27 protein-coding genes and 1 pseudogene are annotated in these 23,751 nt (G+C 58.8%); 9 read left to right on the top strand and 19 right to left on the bottom strand.

Going from position 1 to position 23,751, the window contains the following annotated elements:
- Nucleotides 1-29 precede the first annotated feature (29 nt).
- The 3 genes from NW860_RS07760 to NW860_RS07750 form a co-directional block, all read right to left on the bottom strand.
- Entirely contained in the window at nt 30-1,556 is a 1,527-nt protein-coding gene (locus NW860_RS07760) for a DUF697 domain-containing protein (RefSeq protein ID WP_414395022.1), read from the bottom strand.
- A gap of 93 nt (nt 1,557-1,649) precedes the next feature.
- Nucleotides 1,650-2,753 carry a tRNA 2-thiouridine(34) synthase MnmA gene (mnmA, locus tag NW860_RS07755; protein WP_414513453.1) on the bottom strand — a complete coding sequence of 368 codons (1,104 nt, stop codon included), beginning with the start codon at nt 2,751-2,753 and terminating at the stop codon, nt 1,650-1,652.
- A gap of 88 nt (nt 2,754-2,841) precedes the next feature.
- Nucleotides 2,842-3,552 carry a HEAT repeat domain-containing protein gene (locus tag NW860_RS07750; protein WP_414513451.1) on the bottom strand — a complete coding sequence of 237 codons (711 nt, stop codon included), beginning with the start codon at nt 3,550-3,552 and terminating at the stop codon, nt 2,842-2,844.
- A 169-nt stretch (nt 3,553-3,721) separates the two neighbouring features.
- Here NW860_RS07750 and NW860_RS07745 point away from each other — a divergent pair, with 169 nt between their 5' ends.
- Nucleotides 3,722-4,549 (top strand): hypothetical protein, encoded by an 828-nt coding sequence (locus NW860_RS07745; protein ID WP_414513448.1) that lies wholly within the window; start codon nt 3,722-3,724, stop codon nt 4,547-4,549.
- Between the two features lie 23 nt (nt 4,550-4,572).
- On the opposite strand, the gene NW860_RS07740 is transcribed toward NW860_RS07745, so the two are convergent.
- Nucleotides 4,573-5,160 carry a hypothetical protein gene (locus tag NW860_RS07740; RefSeq protein WP_414513447.1) on the bottom strand — a complete coding sequence of 196 codons (588 nt, stop codon included), beginning with the start codon at nt 5,158-5,160 and terminating at the stop codon, nt 4,573-4,575.
- 216 nt (nt 5,161-5,376) lie between these two features.
- On the opposite strand from NW860_RS07740, the gene NW860_RS07735 reads away from it, so the two are divergent.
- Nucleotides 5,377-6,300 (top strand): tetratricopeptide repeat protein, encoded by a 924-nt coding sequence (locus tag NW860_RS07735; protein ID WP_414513445.1) that lies wholly within the window; start codon nt 5,377-5,379, stop codon nt 6,298-6,300.
- A 51-nt stretch (nt 6,301-6,351) separates the two neighbouring features.
- On the opposite strand, the gene NW860_RS07730 is transcribed toward NW860_RS07735, so the two are convergent.
- Together NW860_RS07730 and selD are read right to left on the bottom strand one after the other, a co-directional pair.
- Complete coding sequence (locus NW860_RS07730; protein WP_414513443.1) at nt 6,352-6,864, bottom strand: hypothetical protein; 513 nt, start codon at nt 6,862-6,864, stop codon at nt 6,352-6,354.
- Nucleotides 6,865-6,933: 69 nt separating this feature from the next.
- Nucleotides 6,934-7,989 carry a selenide, water dikinase SelD gene (gene selD, locus NW860_RS07725; protein ID WP_414513441.1) on the bottom strand — a complete coding sequence of 352 codons (1,056 nt, stop codon included), beginning with the start codon at nt 7,987-7,989 and terminating at the stop codon, nt 6,934-6,936.
- 114 nt (nt 7,990-8,103) lie between these two features.
- Here selD and NW860_RS07720 point away from each other — a divergent pair, with 114 nt between their 5' ends.
- On the top strand, nt 8,104-11,589 hold the full coding sequence (locus NW860_RS07720) for a DNA polymerase III subunit alpha (RefSeq protein WP_414412358.1): 3,486 nt from the start codon (nt 8,104-8,106) through the stop codon (nt 11,587-11,589).
- Here the strand turns inward: NW860_RS07720 and NW860_RS07715 are convergent.
- From NW860_RS07715 to NW860_RS07690, 6 genes are all read right to left on the bottom strand, one after another.
- Entirely contained in the window at nt 11,578-11,853 is a 276-nt protein-coding gene (locus NW860_RS07715) for a glutaredoxin family protein (protein ID WP_414395036.1), read from the bottom strand. The two genes, NW860_RS07720 and NW860_RS07715, sit on opposite strands and share 12 nt — an antisense overlap.
- A 10-nt stretch (nt 11,854-11,863) precedes the next feature.
- Nucleotides 11,864-12,676, bottom strand: coding sequence for a carbon-nitrogen hydrolase family protein (locus tag NW860_RS07710; RefSeq protein WP_414395037.1), 813 nt, complete (start codon nt 12,674-12,676; stop codon nt 11,864-11,866).
- 36 nt (nt 12,677-12,712) lie between these two features.
- Nucleotides 12,713-12,934: a DUF2839 domain-containing protein gene (locus NW860_RS07705; protein WP_414395038.1), complete on the bottom strand. Its 222-nt coding sequence runs from the start codon at nt 12,932-12,934 to the stop codon at nt 12,713-12,715.
- A 106-nt stretch (nt 12,935-13,040) separates the two neighbouring features.
- The gene (locus tag NW860_RS07700) at nt 13,041-13,823 is read right to left on the bottom strand and encodes an ABC transporter permease (RefSeq protein ID WP_414395039.1); all 783 of its coding nucleotides are present in this window, start codon (nt 13,821-13,823) and stop codon (nt 13,041-13,043) included.
- A gap of 17 nt (nt 13,824-13,840) precedes the next feature.
- The gene (locus tag NW860_RS07695; RefSeq protein ID WP_414513437.1) at nt 13,841-14,584 is read right to left on the bottom strand and encodes a class I SAM-dependent methyltransferase; all 744 of its coding nucleotides are present in this window, start codon (nt 14,582-14,584) and stop codon (nt 13,841-13,843) included.
- A 30-nt stretch (nt 14,585-14,614) separates the two neighbouring features.
- Nucleotides 14,615-15,103, bottom strand: coding sequence for an FHA domain-containing protein (locus NW860_RS07690; RefSeq protein ID WP_414513435.1), 489 nt, complete (start codon nt 15,101-15,103; stop codon nt 14,615-14,617).
- A gap of 257 nt (nt 15,104-15,360) precedes the next feature.
- Here NW860_RS07690 and NW860_RS07685 point away from each other — a divergent pair, with 257 nt between their 5' ends.
- The 3 genes and pseudogenes from NW860_RS07685 to NW860_RS07675 all read left to right on the top strand — a co-directional run.
- On the top strand, nt 15,361-15,978 hold the full coding sequence (locus tag NW860_RS07685; RefSeq protein WP_414404717.1) for a DUF3038 domain-containing protein: 618 nt from the start codon (nt 15,361-15,363) through the stop codon (nt 15,976-15,978).
- Between the two features lie 17 nt (nt 15,979-15,995).
- Nucleotides 15,996-16,868: a DUF4335 domain-containing protein gene (locus tag NW860_RS07680; RefSeq protein ID WP_414513433.1), complete on the top strand. Its 873-nt coding sequence runs from the start codon at nt 15,996-15,998 to the stop codon at nt 16,866-16,868.
- Nucleotides 16,869-16,912: 44 nt separating this feature from the next.
- Nucleotides 16,913-17,190, top strand: a pseudogene (locus tag NW860_RS07675) (HNH endonuclease); the annotation flags it as partial.
- Between the two features lie 82 nt (nt 17,191-17,272).
- Here the strand turns inward: NW860_RS07675 and NW860_RS07670 are convergent.
- On the bottom strand, nt 17,273-18,178 hold the full coding sequence (locus tag NW860_RS07670) for an alpha/beta fold hydrolase (protein ID WP_414513431.1): 906 nt from the start codon (nt 18,176-18,178) through the stop codon (nt 17,273-17,275).
- A 96-nt stretch (nt 18,179-18,274) separates the two neighbouring features.
- On the opposite strand from NW860_RS07670, the gene ruvA reads away from it, so the two are divergent.
- Together ruvA and nadD are read left to right on the top strand one after the other, a co-directional pair.
- Nucleotides 18,275-18,889, top strand: a complete 615-nt coding sequence (gene ruvA, locus NW860_RS07665) for a Holliday junction branch migration protein RuvA (RefSeq protein ID WP_414404721.1) — start codon at nt 18,275-18,277, stop codon at nt 18,887-18,889.
- Nucleotides 18,886-19,509 carry a nicotinate-nucleotide adenylyltransferase gene (nadD, locus tag NW860_RS07660; protein ID WP_414513428.1) on the top strand — a complete coding sequence of 208 codons (624 nt, stop codon included), beginning with the start codon at nt 18,886-18,888 and terminating at the stop codon, nt 19,507-19,509. Before ruvA ends, nadD begins: the two co-directional genes overlap by 4 nt.
- 174 nt (nt 19,510-19,683) lie before the next feature.
- On the opposite strand, the gene psaC is transcribed toward nadD, so the two are convergent.
- Nucleotides 19,684-19,932 carry a photosystem I iron-sulfur center protein PsaC gene (gene psaC, locus NW860_RS07655; RefSeq protein WP_011429399.1) on the bottom strand — a complete coding sequence of 83 codons (249 nt, stop codon included), beginning with the start codon at nt 19,930-19,932 and terminating at the stop codon, nt 19,684-19,686.
- A gap of 204 nt (nt 19,933-20,136) precedes the next feature.
- On the opposite strand from psaC, the gene NW860_RS07650 reads away from it, so the two are divergent.
- Nucleotides 20,137-20,493 carry a hypothetical protein gene (locus NW860_RS07650; protein WP_414412350.1) on the top strand — a complete coding sequence of 119 codons (357 nt, stop codon included), beginning with the start codon at nt 20,137-20,139 and terminating at the stop codon, nt 20,491-20,493.
- Between the two features lie 19 nt (nt 20,494-20,512).
- Here NW860_RS07650 and NW860_RS07645 read toward each other — a convergent pair whose 3' ends face one another.
- The 5 genes from NW860_RS07645 to NW860_RS07625 form a co-directional block, all read right to left on the bottom strand.
- Complete coding sequence (locus NW860_RS07645; protein ID WP_414404722.1) at nt 20,513-20,872, bottom strand: DUF3493 domain-containing protein; 360 nt, start codon at nt 20,870-20,872, stop codon at nt 20,513-20,515.
- Between the two features lies 1 nt (nt 20,873).
- Nucleotides 20,874-21,515 (bottom strand): hypothetical protein, encoded by a 642-nt coding sequence (locus NW860_RS07640; RefSeq protein ID WP_414395057.1) that lies wholly within the window; start codon nt 21,513-21,515, stop codon nt 20,874-20,876.
- 246 nt (nt 21,516-21,761) lie between these two features.
- Nucleotides 21,762-21,968, bottom strand: a complete 207-nt coding sequence (locus NW860_RS07635) for a hypothetical protein (RefSeq protein WP_414513426.1) — start codon at nt 21,966-21,968, stop codon at nt 21,762-21,764.
- Nucleotides 21,969-22,292: 324 nt separating this feature from the next.
- Nucleotides 22,293-22,745 (bottom strand): hypothetical protein, encoded by a 453-nt coding sequence (locus NW860_RS07630; RefSeq protein WP_414513424.1) that lies wholly within the window; start codon nt 22,743-22,745, stop codon nt 22,293-22,295.
- Between the two features lie 58 nt (nt 22,746-22,803).
- The coding region (locus NW860_RS07625) for a hypothetical protein (protein WP_414513422.1) at nt 22,804-23,751 on the bottom strand (948 nt) is incomplete at its 5' end.

Here is a 23,751-nt window from a genome sequence, read left to right as displayed (position 1 = left end):
GGGGTTGTGTAAGTCTTTCAGAGCGGTTCCTAGCGAAAGCGGAAAACCCGTTCCCAGGCCTGGCGGACAAACTCCCTGAGCCAGCCGGATTTTTGGGCGCTCTCCACCTGGGCCTTGACCACCGCCTGCATGCCTCCCTCTCCCCAACTCTGGTTGCGCTGGAAGTACTCGATAAAGCTTTTGCCGGCAATGCGGGTGAGATAGCCAGCGCTGGCTGCCTGGATGGGTGCTGTCAGCCAAAAGCCAACAACGCTGACCTCAGCCACTGTAGCTAGGATCCCGGTGGTCAGTTGGATGGCCCCTTCCACCAGACCCAAGCCAGCCAAGGTCTTAGCCAAGGACAAGGCCAGCTCCCGCCCCTGCTGTAGGTTCATCTTGCAGCCGTAGAGGGATCCCAGCTCCACCACCATCTGGGCGTTGATGGCGGCAATGGCCAGGAGATCCAGCGCTGGGATGGGGTTGGCAAAGACCACACCGGTTACAATCCACTGAAAGCGATCGACCACTTCCTCCGCCTGGCGGCGCAACTGCGCCTGGAGAATGCGCTTGGCCTCCTCGCCCAACTGCTGGGATTGCAGGAGGGCATTGTCCAAGGCCAGGGATCTCCCCTCCGCATAGAGCACCGCCTGCACCCGATCCCGCACTGCCGCCACCTCGGGTTGCGGCTGCCAGGTTTGGGATCCCAGGCGCACGGGGGCCGGATTGGCAGCAGCTGGCAGGACATCTTCTGGTTGGATAAGGGGGTAAACCCGTTCCCGCAGCCGCTGGAGCAGAAGCTGCTGTTCCTCAGGAGTGTAGAGGTCAATTTTGTTGAGCACCAGGAGGGCCCGTTTGCCCAAGGCCAGAAGGCGGCGCAGGGGCTCCAGCTCCGACTGGCGTAGGTCCCCATCCACCACTACCAGTAACAGCTCGGCAGCCTGGGCTTGAGCCTGGGCCTCTTCTTCCCGCATGGCTCCTGCTGGCCCAATTTCCAAAATGCCTGGACAGTCCACGATCTTCACGGGGTGGAGGATCCCGGGCAGGTTCCAGTCGTAGACGGCCACGGCTTGCGTGGTGCCTAGGGTGGCCCCCACTGCTCCCACTGGCCGCCCCAGGAGAGCGTTCACCAGCGAGGTTTTGCCCGACGAGCCTGTGCCGAAAACCACCACCTTCAGTTGGGGCTGGGCCAACTGCTGGGCTAAGCGGGCTGACCGTTCTGCCAGCGCTGCTCGGGCCACCTGATCCTGAATCTGGGCTACTTGAGCCTCCAGTTGGGCCAGGTTGCGCCGGGCTGCCTCCCACTTTTCGGCGGGGGTTGTCGGGGAAGCTAGCCGAGGGAGGCGCTGGGTTGGAGACGAGGAAGCTCGGCCAAAGAGAAACAAGTAATAGACCGAGGCGGCCAAAAACACCACCAGCAGCAGCGTCAGCACTCCAACTAACAGACCCCCTAAAAGGGGGTGGTAGCGGGTGGCGTAGTAGAGCTCGAGAAAGGACTGAATCAGCCACACAATTAGGCCTGTAAACAGGGCCAGCAGCGCCAACAACAGCAGCAAGCGCAGGTAGAAAGCCAAGCGCATGGACCTCAACAGCCACAACCGATTGACTCTAGCCGCGGCTGCCCCTGTCCCGCCAGCTTGAGGTCCTGCCGCTGCGTTCTGGCAAACTTCCAGCTAGGAAGGAGGGCGCTCGAGGATGCCACCTCCCAGCAGCAGATCCCCCTGGTACCAAACGGCGGCCTGGCCGGGGGTGACGCCAAACTGGGGCTCGGCAAATTGCAACTTCACGCGTTCCGGCGATTCCGGGATCAAGGTAGCTGGCACGGCAGGGGTACGGTAGCGCACCTGCACTTCTACCTCCAAGGGCTCTGATGGCGCTGGGATCGACACCCAGTTGACCTGCCGCACCCAGGCTTCTGCTTGGGTGGCTTCTTCCCGCTCTCCCACCACCACGCGGTTCATGGCTGCATCGATGCGCACCACATAGAGCGGACGAGGGGCAGCAATGCCTAAGCCCTTGCGCTGGCCAATGGTGTAGTGGTGAATGCCCTGGTGGTACCCCAGGACCCGCCCCTGAGTATCGACAATTTCCCCTGGCCTTTCCCCCAAGTGCTGATCCAGGAAGTTGCGCATCGAGCCGTAGGTTTCAATTAGGCAAAGATCCTGGCTCTCTGGCTTGTTGGCGGTGGCCAAGCCGTAGCGCCTAGCCATCTGGCGGGTCTGGGCCTTGGTGTACTCGCCCAACGGGAAGAGGCTGTGGGCCAGGTGCTCCTGGCTGAGGTCGTAGAGAAAATAAGACTGATCCTTTTGGCGATCCACAGCCCGCAGCAGTTGGTAGCGCCCTAGCTCGGCGTTGAAACGTACCCGCGCGTAGTGGCCAGTGGCAATCTGCGAGATGCCCAACTGCTCCTGGGCATAGGCCAGCAGGGGACCGAACTTGACCAGCTTGTTGCAGCGGGAGCAGGGCAGGGGTGTGATCCCGTCCGCATAGCCGGCTAGCAGGTAATCGACAATGTGGGTTTGGAACAACTCGCGGCTATCCACGATGTGGTGCGGGATCCCCAGTTGCTCACAAACAGCAGCAGCATCCACCAGGCCGTCGGTGCAGCACTGGCCTTTCCCCCGCATCAGCCACAAAGTAACCCCCTCCACGGCGTAGCCCTGTTCGTGGAGGAGAGCTGCCACTGTGGAGCTGTCTACCCCCCCAGACAGAGCCGCCACGATGCGGGGCCGAGAGGGAAGTCCGGCTATCTCAGGATGGGGTTTGGTAGCCACCATAGAGCAGGGGATAAGAATAGAAAAGCTTGCCTCCTCCTCAAAGGAGCCCTCCAGCAAGCTGAACCCCGATCTTCAGCTTAGCTTGCTTCTAATCCGCTGTTGGGGATCCTGCTTCTAGGAAGCCCCTTTGGCGCAGCCGTCGCAGGGAATCCAGAGCGGTTGCGGCAACGCTATCGTTAGGATCCTTGGCCAGATAGTTGAGGGCGGAAACGCTCTTGGGCGAGGGCAGATTCCCCAAGGCCTGGGCCAGCCGCTGCCGCACCAGCCAATCTTCCGATTGGGCAAAGCGCAAGAGGTGATCCAGCGCCCGCAGATCCCCCAGTTCCCCCAAGGCAGCGATGGCCGCCTGCTGGAGCAGCTCTTCCGGCCCCTCCAACGCCCGCAGCAGTACGTCGTAAGCTCGGGGATCCTTCAGGTTGCCCAACGCTACGGCAGCACTAAAGCGCACCAGCCACTCCACATCTTCGTAGAAGGCACGCACCAGCGCCTCGAAAGCCCGGGGGTCTTCTAGGTATCCCAGAGCGCCTGCTGCATTGGCGCGAATGCTGTAGTCCGGGTCCCGGGTGAGGATCTCCACCAACTTAGGCAGACAGGCGTCAGTTTGCTTGACCCCGAGCGCAAAGACGGCAAAAGAGCGCACTTGCAGGTTTTCATCGTCAACGACCTGCAGAATCAGCGGCACTGCCTGCTCTGCTGGCACGTCCCGCAACTGCGCCAAGGCCAGCATCCGATCCGCTGGTCGTGGGCTGCGCAGCCGCTCGGCAATCTCCTGTAATTGGCTAGGGTTGGCGGGATCCAAAGTGGGGAGAGCCAGAATGTTTACAAGTTTTAATTATGGCAAACTTTGCTGCCTTGGGGCAGGGATCGCCGTTTTGTCGGGAGAGGCTTGACAAAAAGGCAGCTCGAGGTTAGCCCCATTGGGAGGGTTTTGGATATTTTAGTCCAGAGACGCTCTCCCAGGGGTTTTTATGGTTCGCCCACTGCTTTTGCTTGGGATCCTGCTGGGGTTGGCAGGAGGCATGTCTCTGGCTCCCGCTTTGGCCAACGCCCAGGCAGTTTGGGACGCCGAGCTGGCCCTGCAGCCGCTTTTGCCGCCGGGATCCCGCATCCTTCGCTCCCGCCGGCTCAACAACACGGAAGCGGAAGTCTGGGTAGAATTTCGCGGCAACAGCAACCCCGTGATCATGCGGCTCAACCCCTCAGGCCGTTGGGAACAGGACATGAATGCTACCCTGGCCCGTGGAGCTAACCAGCTGCAGGCTCTTGCCCGGCAACAGACGGCGGCTTTGCCCGAAGGCTTTGGCCAGACTGCTCCCGACCAGCCTCGGCCCTTGCCAACCCAACCTGCCTCCATCCTGATCCCACCTGTAGATCGGGAGCAGGAAACCCAGCGGGCTCTGAGTAGGGCGGGACGGGCGGATCCCTTTGTGCCCCAGAACGTGCGCGCTCCCGAGCCATCTCTACCACCCCTAGATCTGCCGCCCCTTCCAGAACTGCCTCCCCTGGAGGGCGAAGTGCCTGTAGGCGTGGCTACGCCGCTCTCCACACCCACGCCAGATCCGGCTGCTTTTGCCCGCAGCGTGCAGGTTTCTGGGGTTATCCAAATTGGCCGTGAGTCCTTTGCCCTCATTTCTGCCCCTGGCACCCTTCCCGCAGTTGTGCAGGCTGGGCAAAACTACCAAACTGCCCAGGTAGCCAAGGTATCGGTGCCAGAGCGGCAGGTTGTGCTCTCGGAAGGGGGGGAGACGGTGGTCAAAACGATGCAGAATACAACAGTGATTGTGGGGGCGCCGTAGCCTGTCAGCCCTGGTGGCAAAACTTAGAAGCGGGGCTCACTGCCCAGGCGGGAGGGCTGCTGTTTGAGGTAGCGCAAGAACTCCCGCAGCTCAGTTTCAGTCAACTGGTGGCGAGATTTTTTCTGGAAGCGACGTTCCAAAAACTCTTGGCCCTCCTTGCGGCTCCAGCCAATGCGCTGCATCTCCACGTCCGTTTGCGCAATGAGATCCGAAAGGTCGTCGCTTTGAGTCTCCGCTTCTTTAAGGGCCTGGGATCGGGCTGAGATCCCTGCGGCTTCAGGGGTTGGAGGGGTAGAGGAAGACTGGGACTGTTCATTGCCCAAGTTAGGAGTTGGCCAACTGGGAGAGGACAGATAAGAAGCCCTGGCAGGGGCAGCGTCTAGGCCTAAACTTAAAGAGGAGGTAGGGCGACCAAATCCTGCATGCTGGAGAGCCCGCTTCAAGGCAGCATCTTCAGCGTCTTCGATGGTGTTTGAGCCGGCCATGCCACTGCCCAAAACGGTGTTGTTCACCACTACCTGGGCTTTGACGATGTAGATCCCTTCTTCCACGCGCAACAGATCGGTGAGCAAGCTGCCCATGGGGTACCGCTCTCGAAAGTCTTGAATCATCTTGGCGCCGGAATTTGTTGCTTCTAGAGCCCCAACTCCAGGCTAGCTTGAAGGTACGCCCTACATCCAGATCTTCTTGCCCACATTTAAGCCAGTCAATATTGGCTAGAAATGTTTGCCAATAGGAGAAGTCTTTCCTATCAGTTAATGTCTGGCTCGGCAAAGGTATGCTTAGGCTAGGAATCTACCAGCAGCACCCAGGGAGGCACAGCAAGTATGGCTAGCGATACAACGGCGGCCAAGTCAGCCAGCTTGGGGCAGGCAGCTATTCGAGAGCGCAACTATGGCACTGCTTTGCAGTTGTTGCGGCGGGCTTATCGGGCCGATCCCAGCCCTGAAAATGCCCTTTGGTTGGCCACTGCCTACGAGGAGGCAGGCTACCTTCAGTTAGCTGCTCTCTATCGAGAATTGGCCCAAGAGCGCAGAGAGACTCCCAAAGCAAAGTCTCCCCGCACCCTTGAGGAGCTGAAGCAGCCATCTCCCCAATCGCCGGCTCGCAAGACCCTTCCCTCGCCGCAGCCGATCCCGCCGTCAAGTCCGTCCACCTCTTCTAGGGATCAGCCAATTGAGCTCTCCAAGCCCACACCCCTGGATCCCAAAAGCCTCAGCCGCCGGCTACCTTTGCGAGGGCAAGCCACAGAGGCTGCCTCTTTCGGAGAACAACCGGCCCAAAACGCCAACTACCTGCCAGTTCAACACGCTCCAGATCTGCAAAACCCCCAGCAGGGATCCCCCTTCGTGCGGCGGCTCAACCAACTGCATCGGCAATTTAAGGATCGGCCTACGGCAGAGCTGGCTCTGCAACTGGCGGAAGCCTACGACGAGCAAAAGAACTTCAAAGAGGCCCAGCGCTACTACCGGGAAGCTTTGGATTTGGATGACTCTTGGCTGCTGCGACCGATGGTGCTAGAGCGCCTGGAAGAACTGCAGCGCTTGCAGGGGCAGGAAGGCCAAGCGAGATCCCTGGCAGAGCCTTCAGCCCAGAACTTGCTCAAGCTGGCCGAGAAACTGGAACAGGAGGGGGAAATGGCTCGGGCTGAGCAGGTTTACCGGCAAATCCTGAAAATGAATGCCACCCTGGACATCCATGCCAAAGCGCGCAAAGGACTAAACCGGCTCTATCCCAACGGCAAGCCGTGATGCCAACCAGCCCAGGCAGACTCAATCGCCCAAGGAATAGCTGGGGCAAGGTTATCGAGGAAAGGAGGCGCGGAGACTCGCAGCTTTGGCTGTGGGGTAGCTTACTTCCCTGCGGGCTGCGGCAATGGTCTGGGGCAGCACCCCTACCAGCCGCGCCAAAACCTCATCGGGGAGTTGGCTGACCACCTCAGCAGAGAAAAACTCTTCTAGGCTAAAGAGCAAGGTTCGTGCCCGCTGGGCCGACAGGGGGTTGTCGGTAATCTGCTGCAGCCAGCGCATCCAGTGCAGCCGCTTGGCATAAGCATTCTGCCGCTCTTGGTAGCTCCGGGGATGCAACAGAGCCACATCCCCAATCGGAACCACGCCGCTCGACTCCACGTCCAAAGGACCCCCGACTGCAGCGCCCGGCCCGGCAAACTCGGCATGAAACGTTTTGCAGATGATCAAGGCATTGTGTCGCTGGGGATCCACCATCAGCAGTTGGCCACTGCCGAGGCTGCAGACTAGCTGCTCTGGATCAACCCACGGAACCAGGCTGTGGCTGTTGGGAGAGGACTCGTTCATACCCCTCCAAGATATCTCGTTCCCCTTACATGAGATCTTCAACTTTTGCAGCCCTGCTTGACCAAATCTTCATCTTGGGATCTCGCCGACAAGCCGGATGGCGATCCCTTCACCGGCCTGGCAGCGGCCAATGCGACGGGCATAGGGGTAGCCGGCCTCCTGCAGTTCTTGCAATAGCTCCGCCGTGTGGCTCGGATCTACAGCCACCAACAAGCCGCCGCTGGTTTGCGGATCCGACAAGAGCAATGGCTGCCACTCGGGCAGAGAGTTGGCCTCTATTCCCTCATAGCTTTGCCAGTTGCGACGGGCCGCGCCTGGGAAGATCCCAGCCTCAGCCAAGGAGAGGGCTTCTGGCAAAAAGGGAATGGCAGCTAGATCCAACTCAGCGCTCACCCCCGAGCCACGGCAGACCTCCAGCAAGTGTCCCAAAAGACCAAACCCCGTTACATCGGTTAGGGCGTGAACCTGGGCTCGCCGGGCCAGTTGCGGGCCAATGCGGTTGAGCTGGGTCATCACTTGTAAAACTTCTGCATAGCCCGCTGTGCTGAGCTGACCCTTTTTCAGGGCGGTGGTCATTACCCCGATCCCCAGCGGCTTGGTCAGGATGAGATCGTCGCCAGGCTGGGCGGTGGCGTTGCGACGGATGTGCTGCGGGTGGGCCAGCCCTGCCACCACCAGGCCGAAGATGGGCTCAGGGGAATCGATGGAGTGCCCCCCAGCCAGAGGGATCCCCGCTTCCTGACAGACTTGGATCCCCCCGGCCATGATCTCCCGAATGACCGACAGGGGCAGGGTGTTGACCGGCATGCCCAGGATGGCCAGGGCAAGGATGGGCGTGCCCCCCATCGCGTAAACATCGGAAAGGGCATTGGCGGCAGCGATGCGGCCAAAATCCACCGGATTGTCCACAATGGGCATGAAAAAGTCGGTGGTTAGAATGAGGGCCTGCTCGTCGTTGAGTTGGTAAACGGCGGCGTCGTCGCTGGTTTCAGCTCCCACCAACAGGGCTGGATCCGACCAGAGGAGGGGCAGCTCCTTGAGAATCTGCTGCAGCAGCGCAGGGGCAATCTTGCAGCCGCAGCCGCCACCATGGGAGTACTGGGTGAGGCGAATAGGAGGCTCCATATCAGGCGAAGGGCGAAAAGGTGGGCTTGACTTCACTGTAGCGGCCTCTGCCGGCAACTGGAAAAGGAGAGCGCTGGGTTAAGGTTGAAGGGATCCCTTATCCCTACCGTTGCCATGGCCTTTGTTCCCTTGCACTTGCACAGCGAGTACAGCCTTCTAGACGGGGCTAGCCGACTGCCGCTTTTGATTGAGCAAGCAGTGGCTATGGGTTTCCCAGGGCTGGCCCTGACGGATCACGGCGTTATGTACGGGGCCATCGAACTGGTGAAACTGTGTAAAAGCAAAGGGATTAAGCCAATCATCGGCAACGAAATGTATGTTATCAACGGCAACATTCGGGACAAAAGCCGCAAGTACCCCAAGTATCACCAAGTGGTCTTGGCCAAAAACACCCAGGGCTACAAAAACTTGGTGAAGCTGACCACCATTTCCCATCTCCACGGCGTTCAAGGCAAGGGGATCTTCGCTCGACCCTGCATCAATAAAGAGTATTTAGTGCAATACAAGGAGGGGTTGATTGTTACCAGCGGCTGCCTTGCTGGAGAGGTTCCCCAGGCCATTTTGCAGGGGCGGCCAGAAATTGCTCGTCAGGTTGCTGCCTGGTACCAGGAACAGTTTGGAGATGACTACTACATCGAGATCCAGGATCACGGCTACCGGGAAGACCGCTTTGTCAATGTGCAATTGGTTCGCATTGCTCGGGAGTTGGGGATCCCAATCATCCTCACCAACGATACCCACTTTATTTCTTGCTGGGATGTGGAGGCCCACGATGCCCTGCTCTGTATCCAGACAGGCAAATCCCTCACCGAGAAAAATCGCCTTCGCTACACGGGCACAGAGTACCTAAAAAGCCTAGAGGAAATGCGCCGCCTCTGCCGCGATCACCTCGAGCAGGAGGTCATCGACGAGGCGATTGCCAATACCCTCAAAGTGCTGGAAAAGATTGAGGACTATGACCTGTTTGGGGAAATACGCATGCCTGACTACCCAGTTCCCCCAGGTCATTCTGCCGATAGCTACCTTGCTGAATTGGCCTGGCAAGGCTTGGCAAAGCGCTGTGGCGTCGCCCATCCGGATCAGATCCCCCAAAACTATCGGGAGCGCCTGCGCTTTGAGCTGGATATCATCCAGCAAAAGGGGTTTTCCAGCTATTTCTTGGTGGTCTGGGACTACGTTCGCTATGCCCGTGAGCACGGGATCCCAGTGGGCCCAGGCCGTGGTTCGGCAGCCGGATCCCTGGTGGCCTACGCCCTACAGATTACCAATATCGATCCTGTCAAATATGGGTTGCTCTTCGAGCGTTTTCTCAACCCAGAACGGCAATCAATGCCAGACATCGATACTGACTTTTGTATCGAGCGTCGGGGAGAGCTGATTGAATACGTAACCCGCAAGTATGGACAGGAGCGAGTGGCTCAGATCATTACCTTTAACCGCATGACTTCCAAAGCTATCCTCAAGGACGTTGCTCGGGTGCTGGATATCCCCTATGCCGAAGCTGACAAAATGGCAAAGTTGATCCCGGTGTCCCGGGGCAAGCCGGCAAAACTAGAGGAGATGATCGGCGAGAACACTCCTGCTCCGGAGTTCAAGGAAAAATATGAGAAAGACCCAACCACCCGCCGCTGGATTGACCTAGCTCGGTTGCTAGAAGGCACCAACAAAACCTTTGGAGTCCATGCCGCTGGCGTAGTCATTTCCAAGGATCCTTTGGACGAGATCGTGCCTTTGCAGTACAACAATGAAGGCCAAATTATTACCCAGTACTCGATGGAGGACATCGAGTCTTTGGGCTTGTTGAAGATGGACTTTCTGGGGCTGCGCAACCTAACCCTGATCCAGCGGACTGTAGAGCTAATTCGAGAACATAGAGGCGTTGTGATTGATTTGGACAACCTACCACTGGACGATCCAAAGACTTACCAACTTTTGGAAAAAGGGGAGGTGGAAGGGATCTTCCAACTGGAATCTTCCGGGATGAAGCAGGTGGTGCGAGAGCTCAAGCCCTCAAATCTGGAAGATATTTCCTCGGTCTTGGCTCTCTACCGACCGGGGCCATTGGATACGGGCATGATCCCAGACTTTATCGATCGCAAACATGGCCGCAAGCCGATAACCTATGCCCACGACCTTCTCAAGCCAATCCTTCAAGATACCTATGGGGCTATCCTCTACCAAGAACAGATCATGCGCATTGCCCAGGACATGGCCGGCTATACCCTGGGCCAGGCTGACCTGCTGCGGCGGGCGATGGGGAAAAAGAAGGTCTCGGAAATGGAGAAACACCGCGAGCAGTTTGTTCGAGGAGCAGTCGAGCGAGGTGTGGCTAAAGAAGTAGCCACGGAGCTCTTCGACCAGATGGTTGCTTTTGCCGAGTATTGCTTTAACAAATCCCATTCTACAGCCTACGGATTGATTACTTTCCAGACCGCCTATCTAAAAGCCAACTACCCAACAGAATACATGGCAGCGCTGCTTTCTTCTGTAAGCGGGGATCAGGATAGAGTCCAGCGCTACATCACCTACTGCCTGTCAATCGGAATCCAAATTGAGCCGCCTGACATCAACCGCTCCGGCCTAGACTTTACGCCTCAGGGATCCAGCATTTTGTTTGGTTTGGGGGCAGTGAAGAATGTAGGCGAGGGAGCGGTGCAAAACATTCTGGCCACTCGCCAGGCTGGCGGCCCCTTTACCTCTTTGGCCGACTTTTGCCAGCGGGTCGATCTGCGCATCGTCAACCGCCGGGCCATAGAGTCGCTCATCTGTGCAGGCGCTTTCGACGGTATTTCCGGCAACCGCAAACAGCTCATAGCGGATCTGGATCCCGTCCTCAGTTGGGCGGCGGAGCGGGCCAAGTCCAAAGCCATTGGCCAAGCCAGCCTGTTTGATTTGCTGGGCAGCAGCAGTCAGGGCTTTACGGAAGCGCCCCAAGGGCCTGCAACTGAAGACTTTCCGCCGCAGGAAAAGCTGAGGCTAGAGCGGGAACTGTTGGGCTTTTATGTTTCGGATCACCCTCTGCGGCGGCTCCAAGAGCAAGTACGGCTGCTGGCTCTTGTCAACCTCGCTGACTTAAAGACCTGCTCGTCCGAGGCCTCAGTCGGCATTCTCGCTCTGGTGACCGCCATCAAAACCGTCAGCACCAAAAAAGGGGAGCGCATGGCCATTTTGCAACTAGAAGATCTGACAAGCACTTGCGAAGCGGTGCTCTTCCCCAAGACTTACAAGCGTTTGCGCAGTTGCCTGCAGGTGGATCAACGGCTCTTGGTTTGGGCTAAGGTCGACCAGCGGGATGAGCAGGTGCAATTGATTGTGGAGGATCTGCAGCCCATTGAAGCAGTAAGCTGGGTTACGGTGGAAGTTCCCCTGGACTCTGCTGGAACCGTAGAGGAGCGGCGCCGTCTGCAAGCGGTACTTGCCGGTCAACGCTCGGAAGCTCAGGAAGAAAATCGCATTCCCGTGGTGGCTGCCCTCGTCGCCCCCCCCCACACCCTCTGGGTGCGGCTGGGATCCCAATTTTGGGTGAAAGATGCCGAGGCCACCGTTGCAGCTCTGCGCCAGGCCGGCTACACTGCCCGCAAGGAAGCGCTAGCCTCCTGAGAGACCACCCAACTGTTGTCCCAGCCAGCTGCGCAACTGCGCTACCGTTAGCCGCGGAGAAGGGCGCGGTAGGGGCTGTTCCGGATCCCCAGCCACCTTCAGCACGGGAACCTCGAGGGAGTACTGCTCCCACCAAAGGGGGTTGGAAGTAATGTCACGGATTTCCAGCTCCCTGACTTCAGGGATCTGCTGCAACTTCTCCGCTAAGCCCTCGCAGAGGTGGCAGCCAGGCTTGCTGTAGAGGATTAGCGGCGGCCAAGGCATAGGGGATCCCTCAGGCAAGCCGACGGTGTTGCAGCGAGGGCATCTGCCGTCGGACAAGCTGCAGCCGCTCCGGGTCGATCTCAGCAATGGCCGCCCCTGGTTTTTCGCCGCCGGCATCCGCCAAGATTGTCCCCCAGGGATCTATGATCATGGCGTGCCCGTGGCACTGCCGCCGCGCGTAGTGGGTGCCCACCTGGGCAGGGGCGATGACATAACAAGTGTTTTCAATGGCCCGACACTGCAGTAAAACCTGCCAGTGATCCCGGCCCGTGTAGGCGGTAAAGGCGGCAGGGATCAGCAACACCTCCGCCCCCCGATCCACCAGGGAGCGATACAGCTCGGGAAAGCGCACGTCGTAACAGACCGAAAGGCCAAGGGTGCCTAGCCGTTCTTCCTGGTAGACAACCACCTCGTTGCCGCTCACCACCGTGTTGGACTCGCGGTAGGTGTTGCCGTCGGGCAAGTTGACGTCGAAAAGGTGGATCTTGCGGTAGCGAGCCAGCTCTCTGCCCTCTGGGCTGTAGAGGGCGGCCGTGTTGTACACCTTGCCCTCTCCATCTGGCACCGGGTATCCGCCGCCCAGCACAAATACCTGGTAGCGCTGGGCCATCTTGGCCAAGAATTCCTCCGCCCGCTGCGCGATCTCTGGAGCAAGACGAACTTTCTCTTCCTCTGGCCCCATGAAGGCGAAGTTTTCCGGCAGGGTTACGAGCTCACAGCCCCGGCGCGCCGCAAAATCAATCCACTCCTCTGCCTGCTGGAAGTTGCCGGCCAGATCAGGCGTGCTGGTCATCTGAAGGGCGGCTGCCAAGTAGGATTGCATAGGGAAACTCCGGGAAAACTCAAAGGATCCAGCTGGCTAGCCCGCCAGATGCCACCAGCCGAAAGCAGGCCCCACAAATCGCACTATCACCCAGACAATGGCTAGGAGAATAATGCCGGCCCAAGTGCCTCGAGTTGTCCAGTTGTAGATCGTGCGGGCTTGGGCTTTGGTGAGAGGAATGCTTTTGAAGCTGGGAAACAGCAACTCTTGGTCGGGATCTGGGCTGCTGCGGGTTTTGCGGCGTTTGGCTTCGCCCATGACCTGGCCTCCAAGGGTTTTGGCGCAGTCGCGACTTTCATCTTAACCTAATTCCCTTTGGGCCTCTCCTAGGCGGTGGGGTCGGCTGCAGTTGAGGAGGCAAGACTTAACTAGAAGCGCTGGTGTAGAAGCGCAAGGCAAAGCGCCAGAACAGATGGGATCCCCACAGCAACCCTGCTGCCAACAGGGCGGATCCCACAAGCCAGGGCCATTGGGCTCGCCCCAACAGAGCTTCCGCCGGCACTGTGGTCAAGAAAGCCACCGGCACGACGAAGGTAAAAAACAGCCGATAGGCCACCGGATAGGCCACCAGCGGGAATCGCCCAGCCTCTACCAAGCCCCGCAGCACCTCGGTGACGTTGTAGATCTTAACAAACCAGATGCTGGTGGCCGCCAGCATAAACCAGAGGCTGTAGAGAATGACCAGCCCCAGCAAAAAGGGCACTAGCCCCAGGACATAGGCCCAGGCTGGCAGCTCCAACTGGATCCCGGCGTAGAGAATCAGCAACAGGCCAAAGCCGATATCCACCAGGCCCCAGGGAGAGAACACCCGCGTTGACAGCCAAAACTGGCTGCTGATGGGCTTGAGCAAAACAAAATCCAGGGTGCCCTCCTGCACCTGCTGCACGATGCGATTGAGGTTGACGTTAAAGAGGCTGGTCGACACCCCCTGGAGGATGGTGAACACCCCCAGGACGATGAGCGCCTCCGGCCAACTCCAGCCCCCCAAGCGGTGCCCCTGCTGGTAGAACAGCGACAGCCCAAACAAGGCTGACGCCAGGCCGCCTAAGCTGCTGAGGCTGGCAAAGAAAAAATTGGCCCGGTACTCCATTTCTGCTGCTACAGAAGTGCTCCAAAACAGCCACAACACCTGCAAGTAGCGCAGCACTTGGGTTCTCTCCAGTCTCAGCCTTTATTCCACTTGCGGTAGCAGCGGGCAGTGATGAGATAGGGATGAAACACTTCCAAAAAGTGACTTTGCAACACCTGGAAGAATTGCTCAACTTTCTGCGGGTCGTCCAGGTGGAAAGGAAACTCGTCGTTAAACCCCTTGAAAAAATACCAGTTGATCAACAACTTACCTTCCGGCTTGAGCCAAGCGTAAAACTGACGCAACTGAGCTGCTGGATCTGGCAGGTGTTCCACCACATCGAAGCAGAGGATGGTATCAAAAAAGATCCCTTCTGGCAAGGTTTCTGGACAGTGGATCCGCTCGCTTAGACCCAATTTTTCCGCCCGCAGTTGTACAAACTGCCGATGGATGGGGTTGATATCCCAAAAAATCACCTGCTCCACTGCTGGGCAGAGGGCTGCCCCAATGGTGTGGGTGCCAATGCCTCCGCCAAAATCCAGCACCAGCCCGCGGGCCTGATCCGCCACCAGGCGCAGGGTGTCACCGATGTAGTCGGTGCTGCTCAGGTGCCAAGCGGCCAAGTCCAGCAGATAGGCAGATCCCACCCGATCCCGGTAAAAGGCCTCTACCTGATCCCAGCCGAAGTCGCGCCGGCCCAGCTCTGCCAACTGTTGTTGCCCAGCTCGCAGCTTTTCCTGCAGCTCGGCGGCTTCAAGACCGAGGAAGGATCCCAGGTGAGCTTCCAGGTTAAAGCCATTTTGCCAGTAGCTGCTCAGCGCAGGGGGAATGGAAGCCACGGGAACCCAAAGCTCACTAGGCTGCTGGTCTCAGGATACCGCAAGGCAGGGGATGGCAGTGAAGCTCTCGTTCTCTCTGAGCGCTTCTTTCTCGGTGTCCTGCTGGGATCCCGGCTCAGGAACATTGGGCGGCGTCTTCAAAAGGATAGCCAAGGTATCGGGACTGAAGTGGTCGGTGCTCCTAACAATGGCTGTTACCCTCGGCCCAAACCCGATCTTGTCAAAAAGCTGCAGCCGATGAGAGGAAACCCGTTTCCCATTGACGAACAAACCGTTGGTGCTTTGACGAGAGCCAGGGCTGCCGTCAAAGATCACGTAGCTGTATCCAGCCTGGTTTTCTTCAGGAACGCGGATAATGACAGCGTGCTGGCGGGAAACAAAGGGGTCATAGAGACGGATGTGGCTGTTGGCGGCTCGCCCTACCGAGTAGTAAATCTTGTCCAACACAACGCCGCGCTGGCCCAGCTGATCCTTGAAGATCAGGATTAGGCGGGCAGGGCTGTGTTGGGAAGCATCCATGCTCATCTGGAACAAGGCCTAGCATTGCCCTGGCCTTCAAAAAGGCAGGGCGTTACACAGAAGCTGCAGCTCGGTTCAAGTGGGGCTTCTCCTCTCCCTGGGTTTGCTACAGTATACATCGCCAATCTGAAGGGAGGTGGAGTAGAGCTCTATACCTGGCGGCCGAGCTCTTGCCCAAGGCAAAGAGGTGGGTTGCGAGTTTACCCTGGAGAGGAGATCATAGAGTCCTATCCGAGCTAAAAGTTCCCATTAACAGCGTGACAGTGGAACCTAGGCAGATTCAGTTAGATCCTCAAGCCCTTGGCCCCACCACAGCTACTGCAGCCATCAAAGCCCACTTGGATTTGCTGTTGTTGGGCCTGGAGTCCTTGAGCGGGGAGAGTTCCGAGGCCGTTCTGGCAGCAGCCAAGGCCCTGAACCTAGAAGAGTACATTGGCGATCGGGTGGCCCTCTGGCGCCTGCGCAACGCCAATCCCCTCCGCCGCACTAGCGGTGAACCCAAGAAAGTCGAGATCGCAGAGGCCCGCGCCCTGGCCAGAGTAATTGCCTATCTGGCAGCCCAGCAACAGGCCCGTATCCGTAGCACGCTGGAGCAACTGGAAGCTGCCCTCAAGCAGGAGCTCAGCCCTTTCCGTCAGCCGCTGGTGGGCGATTATCTAGGCGAGTTTATCTCCCACTACCGCAGCCGTATGGTGGATGGGGATGTCCGCGATGAGGATAGCCTTGCCGAACTGGCTCTGCGCATCCTGATTGAGCTGCTGTTCTACAGTAGCCCCAGAGGAGCAGAGCGGCTGTGGAAAGCCTTGCTCAATCGCCCTGAGATGGATCTCCCTGCCAGCAGCAAGGTAGGATCGGATGCCCTGCCCTCTTCCTAGCCCTCAGCCTTGGAACTATGCCCAGCCTCACCCTTAGCCAAACCTATCACCAACCCACCTCGACCCTCACCGTGCGCGGGGAAGCGCCCCTCCCTTCCCGGCCAGTTGATGGCTCTGCTAGGTTGCCATTACAGGCGATTGAGAGCAACTTTGAGTGTCAGCTGGAAATCCGCCAGGGAGAGACCACCAAAACTCTGCAGGGAGACAGCGTTTGGCTCAAGAATTTGATCACGGTGATCGACCGCTACGTTGAATCCCAGCTCAGCGGTACGCCCAAGGGAACTTTCAGTGGTACGGCGGCCATCCGTCCGCTGGATTTTATTTCCCACCGCCTTACGGTGCGGCAGGGGGAGGATCGCATTGCCCAGGTGGATCTGTCGATGACGCAGTTGTATGACCTCCTGGAAAACCTCTCTCAGGCGGCTGAAGATCTGCCCCAACTGGACAAACTGGCAACGCCGCCGACGCCGGCTTGGTATCGACAGCCCACCGCAATTGCTGCCTTGCTGGCAGGCGGGATTGTCCTGGCGGCTGGGGTTGGCCTCTGGGTCAGCCGCAGGGATCCCCCCCCTCCTCCCTCCCCACCCCAGGAGCAGCTCACTGCGCCGGAAGCCGCTGGAGATCTCCAGCAGCGTCTGGAGAGTACCCTGGCCCAGCGGTGGCAGTCTCCCCCAGGTTTGCAGGAGAGCTTAGTCTACCGGGTAACGGTGGATGAGACGGGATTCCCCTTGGCTGCCGAGCCGGAGAATGCGCCCGCTCGGGAGCGCCGCGCCATAACCCCCTTTGCCGACGTGCCTGAGGTAGCGCCGGATCCCTTGCCAAGGGAGGCTAGGCAGTTTCGCGTCAGCCTGGGGCCGGCTGACCAAGTGGAAGTGGCCGTAGTCCAGTAAAGCTGGGTTCAATCAGGAGCTGGCGCCTTTTGGAGCGGGTGGGGATCCCCAGCACGGGCAAGGTTTTGGTAGCCAATGCCTCCTACGAGCCGCTCAACATCACCAGTTGCGCCGGGCTATCGCGCTGCTCAAGGGCAAGGCTGAGCAAATCGGGCACAACGGTAAAGTAGTCCACGGCAACGTTCTTCTGCCTACAGCCATCCGTCTTTGCCACTACTGGATTCCCCTGACGCAGCGCAATGTCCTCCATCGCGATGGGCACCGCTGCCAATACTGCGGCTGCTATGGTGAAGACCTCACCCTAGATCCCGTGATCCCGCGGCCGCAGCGATACCTGGGAAGTGGCTGAAGTATACCATCGGCCTGGAAGAAGCTTTGCCGCCACAGCCGTTGGACAACCTCAGCTAGATCCTCATGGATGGCGGCACTGGCGGGGAGGGGGAAGGGATCCTCTCCTCGATCCAGCGATGGATAATGGCATTAACCTCGGCGGGACACTCATCGTGGGGACAGTGGCCAGCCTCTAAGAAGTATTCCACTGCCGTGGGGTAGTGAGTGCGGTAGAGCTGCGAGCGCTCGCGAACCCGCATCCAGGGATCCCGCTCGCCCCAGATGAGCAGCAGGGGTCGCGCTAGGCTGCGCAGCAGCTCGTCCACGTAGCGTCCTTTTTGTCCGCCGCGCATCAGAGCCACAAACACATCGGCCGCCCCCGGCTCCCGCGTAGGCCGGTGAATGTCTTCCACCAGCTGGTCTGTCACTGCCGCCTGATTGTAGTAGACCTGCTTGAGCTTGGCCCGGATCACCTGGGGCTGGCGCAAGTACTGAAACAACAGGTAAGACACCAAGGGCTGACGCAGACTCCAACCCACCAGCTTGCCCAGCCACTGCCGGGATCCCTTGGCAGTGGAAAAGCCGCCGGCTCCATTGAGCAGCACCACACCCCGCACCCATTCGGGATGCTCCGCTGCCAGGCTAAGCACCACATAGCCGCCCAGGGAGTTGCCAATGGCCACCACTGGCTGTCGGATCACCTGTTGACAGAAGTCCCGCAGTTGGTCTTTCCAGAGCTCAGCGTCGTAGTTCCACTTGGGCTTGGCGGAACGGCCAAAGCCAAGCAAATCAATGGCATAGACCTGGTAGTGTTGCGCCAATTCGGGAATGTTCTTGCGCCAGTGGTCAGTGGAGGCTCCAAAGCCGTGCACCAACAGCAGAGGCTGTCCCTGCTCGCCCTGTTCGACATAATGGACAGACTGCCCTCGCCAAATCCAGCGGGCCGAGATAGGAGTGGCCAGTGCCGATGTTGAAGCCATAAGGGTTGCTCGCAAGCTTCTCTTCATCCTAGTAGATTTGCCTGGCCAACTCCGAAGGCTACGGGTCAGAGTATTAAACACGGGTTGGATACGCAAATGATCGCATTTTTAACAGGTCATCTTGTTGCGGTAGAACTGGGAGAGCGCAGCAGCCTCACTCTAGAGGTGCAAGGGATCGGCTATCGCATCCAGGCGCCGGCACGTTTTCTCAAGCAACTGCCCCCCATAGGGGAGCCCGTGCGGGTGTTCACCCATTTGCTCGTGCGGGAGACCGAGCTGGTGTTGTATGGGTTTGGCTCGGCAGCGGAGCGGGATCTGTTTGCGGAACTAATTAAAGTACCAGGGGTGGGGCCAGCCCTAGGCTTGGCATTGCTCAACACCTTTGCCCTACCGGAGCTGGTCCAGGCAGTGGTAACTGAGAATGCTCGCCTCCTCTCCCTGGCTCCAGGGGTAGGACACAAGACCGCCCAGCGGCTGGCGCTGGAGCTAAAAAGCAAATTGGCCCACTGGCGAAAAGGCCTGGAGAATGCCAATCAGCCTTGGTCGGGCGGGCCGCCCTCCCCTATCCGCGAAGAGGTGGAAATGGCCTTGCTGGCCCTTGGCTATAGCCCCCAGGAAATCCAAGCAGCCCTCCAAGCCCTGCCACCCCAGCCCCGGCAAACAGAGGATTGGCTGCGCGATGCCATCAGCTACCTCAGCCAACAGCCATGAATTCCTCTGCTCCCAAGCAGCGCCGCGTTGGCATTCTCGGCGGCACCTTTAACCCCGTCCACCACGGCCATCTGATCATGGCCGAGCAAGCCCTCTGGCAGTTCAACCTGGATCAGGTGCTGTGGATGCCGGCAGGGGATCCGCCCCACAAGCCCTTAGCTGGGGGCGCCAGCAAAGAGGATCGCCTGGCCATGGTAAAGCTGGCCATTGCTGACCATGAGCGCTTTGCCTGCTCGGACTTGGAGATCCGCCGTCCCGGCCCTTCCTACGCCATCGAGACCCTGCGCTGCCTCATCCAGGAACAGCCTAATACCCAGTGGTATTGGATTCTCGGCGTGGATGCCCTGCGGGATCTGCCCCAGTGGTACCAGGCAGAGGAGCTGGCCCGCCTCTGTCAGTGGATTGTTGCCCCTCGCCTTGATGCTGGCGACGCTGCCCAGGTGCTGCGGGCGGTGGCTGAGAAGCTACCCATCCAGGCGGAAATCCTGGAAGCCCCTACCCTAACCCTTTCTTCCACCTACCTGCGCCAGCAGATCCAAAAAGGGGGATCCATCCGCTACTTGGTACCCCCCGCCGTGGAGCACTACATTCGCCACCACCGACTCTATCTCGACCCTTGAAGAAAGGAAGAGGAGGGATCCCTCCTCTCCGAATAAACCAACTGGCTACAGCAACGGCTCGCCCAACTTTTTTTCCCGTCAAGGAGAGGCTGAGGTTCAAAGGTGCTGTTTTCCTATGGTGGGAGGGGCTTGAGCGAGCAGGCAATCTCCAGTGAAAACTGCAACCCAAGCTGCTTAGTAAGCCAGGCCCATGCTGCGGGTGGTTTCGGGGCCCAGATAGACGCGGATGCTCAGGAAATCGGTGGGGCAAGCGGTTTCACAGCGTTTGCAGCCAACACAGTCTTCGGTGCGGGGGGCTGCGGCGATCATGCCGGCTTTGTTGTTCCCCTTCCAGGGCACCATTTCCAACACATCGGTGGGGCAAGCCCGCACGCACTGAGTACAGCCGATGCAGGTGTCGTAGATCTTGACCGTGTGAGCCATTGGTGTTCTCCAGTCGAGCAGTTCAAAAGATTTACCGAAGAGCGCGGCAGCCAAACCGCTGCGCAGGTGCCCCCAGTGTACTGTAGCCCTGTCCAGCCACCCCAATCTCCGATGCAAATGTTTACATCCTCCGTCTTCCCAGCGGACTGCTGGTGGGGTTGGGCTAGGATGACCTGAGGAAGGATAGGGCAAGGGATCCTCCCGATGAGGCACTCGCCGCGGGATTGGAAACAGCAAGCCCAAGGCCAGCTGCGCCGTCTTGGACCCATTTTGGCTGAGATCTACACAGAGAACGTCCCTCGCTTGCGCCGCTGGGATCAGCAGCTCACCAACTGGGTGTACCGCCGCGGCTGGAGGGTGGATCCCTCTCTGCCCAAGGTGGCCATCTACGTGCTGGCGGCGGTGGCGATCCTGGCGATCCCACCTCTCACCTTTGTGGCTTTGGGGGCTTTTCTCACCTTTCTGGGTGTCCAAATTGTTCAAAAGTGGGCAGAGGTGGATCCCGACCGCCAAGTTCAGCGCCGCTACTTGCCCAGGGCTCATGAGGATGAAGATGACTAAGGAACTGGCAGACGGGCAACTAGCCCTCTCCAGGTGGTGGGGGCTGCTGGATGCCTAAGCGTTGCTTTACCTGTCTGATCACCTTCTGGTGAGAGCGGTTTTCTAGCCTCTCTAGGCCGATGGCGCCAGCCAGGATCCCTAACTGCAGGGCCAAGCTGGGCAAGGTGGTCTCTAGATCCCGCCCTGCCAAGGCCTGAAAGAAAAACACCAACGCACCAACTGTGGCCGAGAATCCCACCGCCAGGTAGATAAAGCGGCGCAAGCTGCGGTAGGGAGCGGCCACTTCGGCAAGCAACCTTGCCCGCTCCAGGGTGGGATCCCGGCTTGGTGACAGAGGTGCGCTGGCTTTGGGTGAAGGCTTGGAATGCAGTCCTGTCATTCTATACCTCCTCAGGCAACAGCAAGGGATCCCGCCCAGAAATTGCCGCCAGGCTTTCCTCAGCGGCCCGACAGGCGGCCAGAATGTCCTGCTCTTCTCCGCCCAAGTACACGCGGCCAAAGCTGCCAAAGGGCATTACCTCGAGGATGTTGATCCGGGCCGATTTTTCTGCCTCGTTGGCGGCCAGGGGAGCATAGCCTGCCGGCTGCACCTCCAGGATGTAGAGGGTTTGGCCCGCTAGGAGCATCTGGCCGCGGCGGAAACGGTTGATTAGCTGAGTCTGGTGGGGATCGATGTTGCGGATAATTTGGCTGGAGATGATGCGCGGCCTTAGGCGCTCCTTTTCGCTTACTCCCAAAGCCGCTAGGATGGCTTGCCCAGCCGTGCGGGTATCCCCCTGGTTGCTAGAGTGAACCTCCAAGAGGCCGTAGAGGCGCTCCACCACCTGCAACCCTGGCCTTACCGAGGTGGCTTTGAGGGCAATGTCCATGACGCGGTTGATCTCGATGCCGGGGGAGATTTCGACCCAAAGGGAAGTGTCCCCTGGCAGGGGCAAGAAGCCCTGGGCCACCGTGCCCAAGTAGGCGGCGTACTGGGGCTGGAGCCGATCCAAGAACACGTAGCTGCGTAGATCAATCCCCAAAGGAGTTCCCCCCTAGTTGCTTGGGCTCTGTAGGATGACAAGCTGGGAGTGGATCCCTATCTTCAGTCTCGCCTGGTCCGGCCAGCTTTGGAGAAGGGGGTTGGCGGGACTACAGGTCGCCCTGGGTCACTCCTTTCACCGGGCTCAGGGCTTCCAGAATGAGAGCCGCATCCACTTCCTCCAGAAAGCGCTGGGCCGCCGATTGGCTGTTTCCGACTGATGGTAGCTGTGAGGCGATGGCCTCTGTCAAATCCGCCCCAGCTGGAGGCGCAGATGGCGACGCCTTTCCCCCAGCGGCTGGAGCTGCGGAAACTCCTCCAGGATAGGAGCGGCGGCCTGGACATGGGAAGCCTCGACCAGAGCTGGTAGGTGGCTAGCGGCCCAGTCGGCGTGGATTGGCAGCCCAAGGGTAGAGACCCCTTCTAGGCCATAGCGAGCCAAAGGATCCAGCAAAGCCGACTTCGCCAAAGGTCAGGGAGCTGTGTAGCCCAGGTGGGTAGCTAGGATCGGCACTTTGCTAGCCTGCAACAGGAACTCCACCCAGCCGGGGCGGCCACGTAGCGGGTTTGCCGCAGCAGCAACAGCAGCAAGTCCTCTTGAGGATCGGCTGTGGGGCCTCGAGCGGGCTGGATGGTCCCTTTCGAAGGCTGAACCAAAATCGGTCACCTGCTTCCCTCCTACCTAGCCGACCGGCGACAGACCTGAGAAATGGCTAGATCCACAAGGGCTGAAACTGGGGACCCGGAGGCGCAGGGGCTGGCCACGATCCCAAGCCTCTCAAGGCCGCCGCAGCAGCAGGATTGCCGTCACCATCAACAGCGTTAACAACAGGCAAAGAATCAGGAACCCACTGAGCAACTGCGTTTGACTGGGGAAGAGCACCGCGCCAAAAAACCCTACGGCCAAAACAACCCCCAAGCTAAGGGTCAAGCCCAAGAGCATGGATCCCTGGAGGGTATTTTCCCGCCGCAGCACCCATTGCTGGCCGTTCCAGAACCAGATCTTGCGGTAGGGATAGGAAACAGCCAACTGCTCAATGTGCAGGCGGTCGGGGGTAATGGCGAAGATATGCTGGCAACGGCTGCACCCGAAGGCCTCAGTTAGGGTGATCAGGCGCAGCTGGCCTTGCTGGTAACACGGGCAGGGGTAGACCTTGGTGGGCTCGATGGGCTGAGCCACCCGCAGGGACGATTTCCGCCGAGGACACTTGCGGAGAGAAGAAAACGCCACAGCTCTCAGTTGGTGAGAAGTCGGGATCCCTCACATCTTAATCCCTAGCCAGGTTGATTCAAGCTACCCAGAGATGGTGGGCATAGCGCCAAGTGAGGATTTGGTTGAGGGCGAAAAAGATGAAAGCCAAAAGCGCATACCCCAGCTTTAGGGTATTGCCAAGATAGGGCCGGATCCGTTCGGGGATGAAGCTAAAATCGGTGTACTTAGCCCAATGCACCAACGCCAATACCTGCACGATGTGAACCGGCAAGCAGTAGCGGCTCATGCTTCGCTGACCCACCGCACTCCCCCCTGCTAGGGCAATATAAAACATCGACCAAGCGGCCAAATGAAACCCCAGCCTCTCCTGCCAGCACTGACTTTTACCAGCTGTAGCGCTGATCCCATCTATCAAACCAGTCACCAGTAGGGATCCCAGGGTGAGGGGAACAAACAGTTGACTGAGAGAAATTGCCCATATCTGGTCTCCCAAAGCCCTAGAAGGGGAAAACAGGGATTGCCAGTGGTCAATAGAAAAAAGGGGAGTGTAGGTGTGCGCTTGAACAATGGCTAGGTAATTAACAAAGCTGGAACCAAAGTAAGGCTGCATTTTCATGTAGAGATCCCAGCTTCCAAAGAAAAGCTGACAGTAGAGAAAAAAGCCTAGGCCCCCCAGCAAAGCTAGGCTCACTGTAGCCAGGTTCCAAAGCCAACGTCGGGATCCTGACCAGAGATTGAGAAGCGGAATCAAGGCTACGGGCAAGCCAACAATGCGAGTAGCACTCATCACCAAGCCGTGAACCCCGGCTAGCAGCATCAGCAGAGGACGCTCCCAGTGAATTGACCAGTAGAGAAAACCCAACAAGCTGGCTACAAACAAAGATTCGCTGTAGCCCACACACAGATAAAAGCTAGTGGGATAGGCCAGGATGAGCAAACTTGCCAAGATTTGCCAGACCAGGGGAATTTGCCAGCGGCGGTAAAACAGGAAAAGGTAAATCCACATCAGCCAGCAAAAGAGCTG

Origin of the sequence: Synechococcus sp. F70.1 (genome assembly GCF_047502745.1) — a bacterium.
Taxonomy (GTDB): domain Bacteria; phylum Cyanobacteriota; class Cyanobacteriia; order Thermostichales; family Thermostichaceae; genus Thermostichus.
Note: the sequence above shows the minus strand (reverse complement) of the source record. Positions and strands in the feature narration are given on the sequence as shown.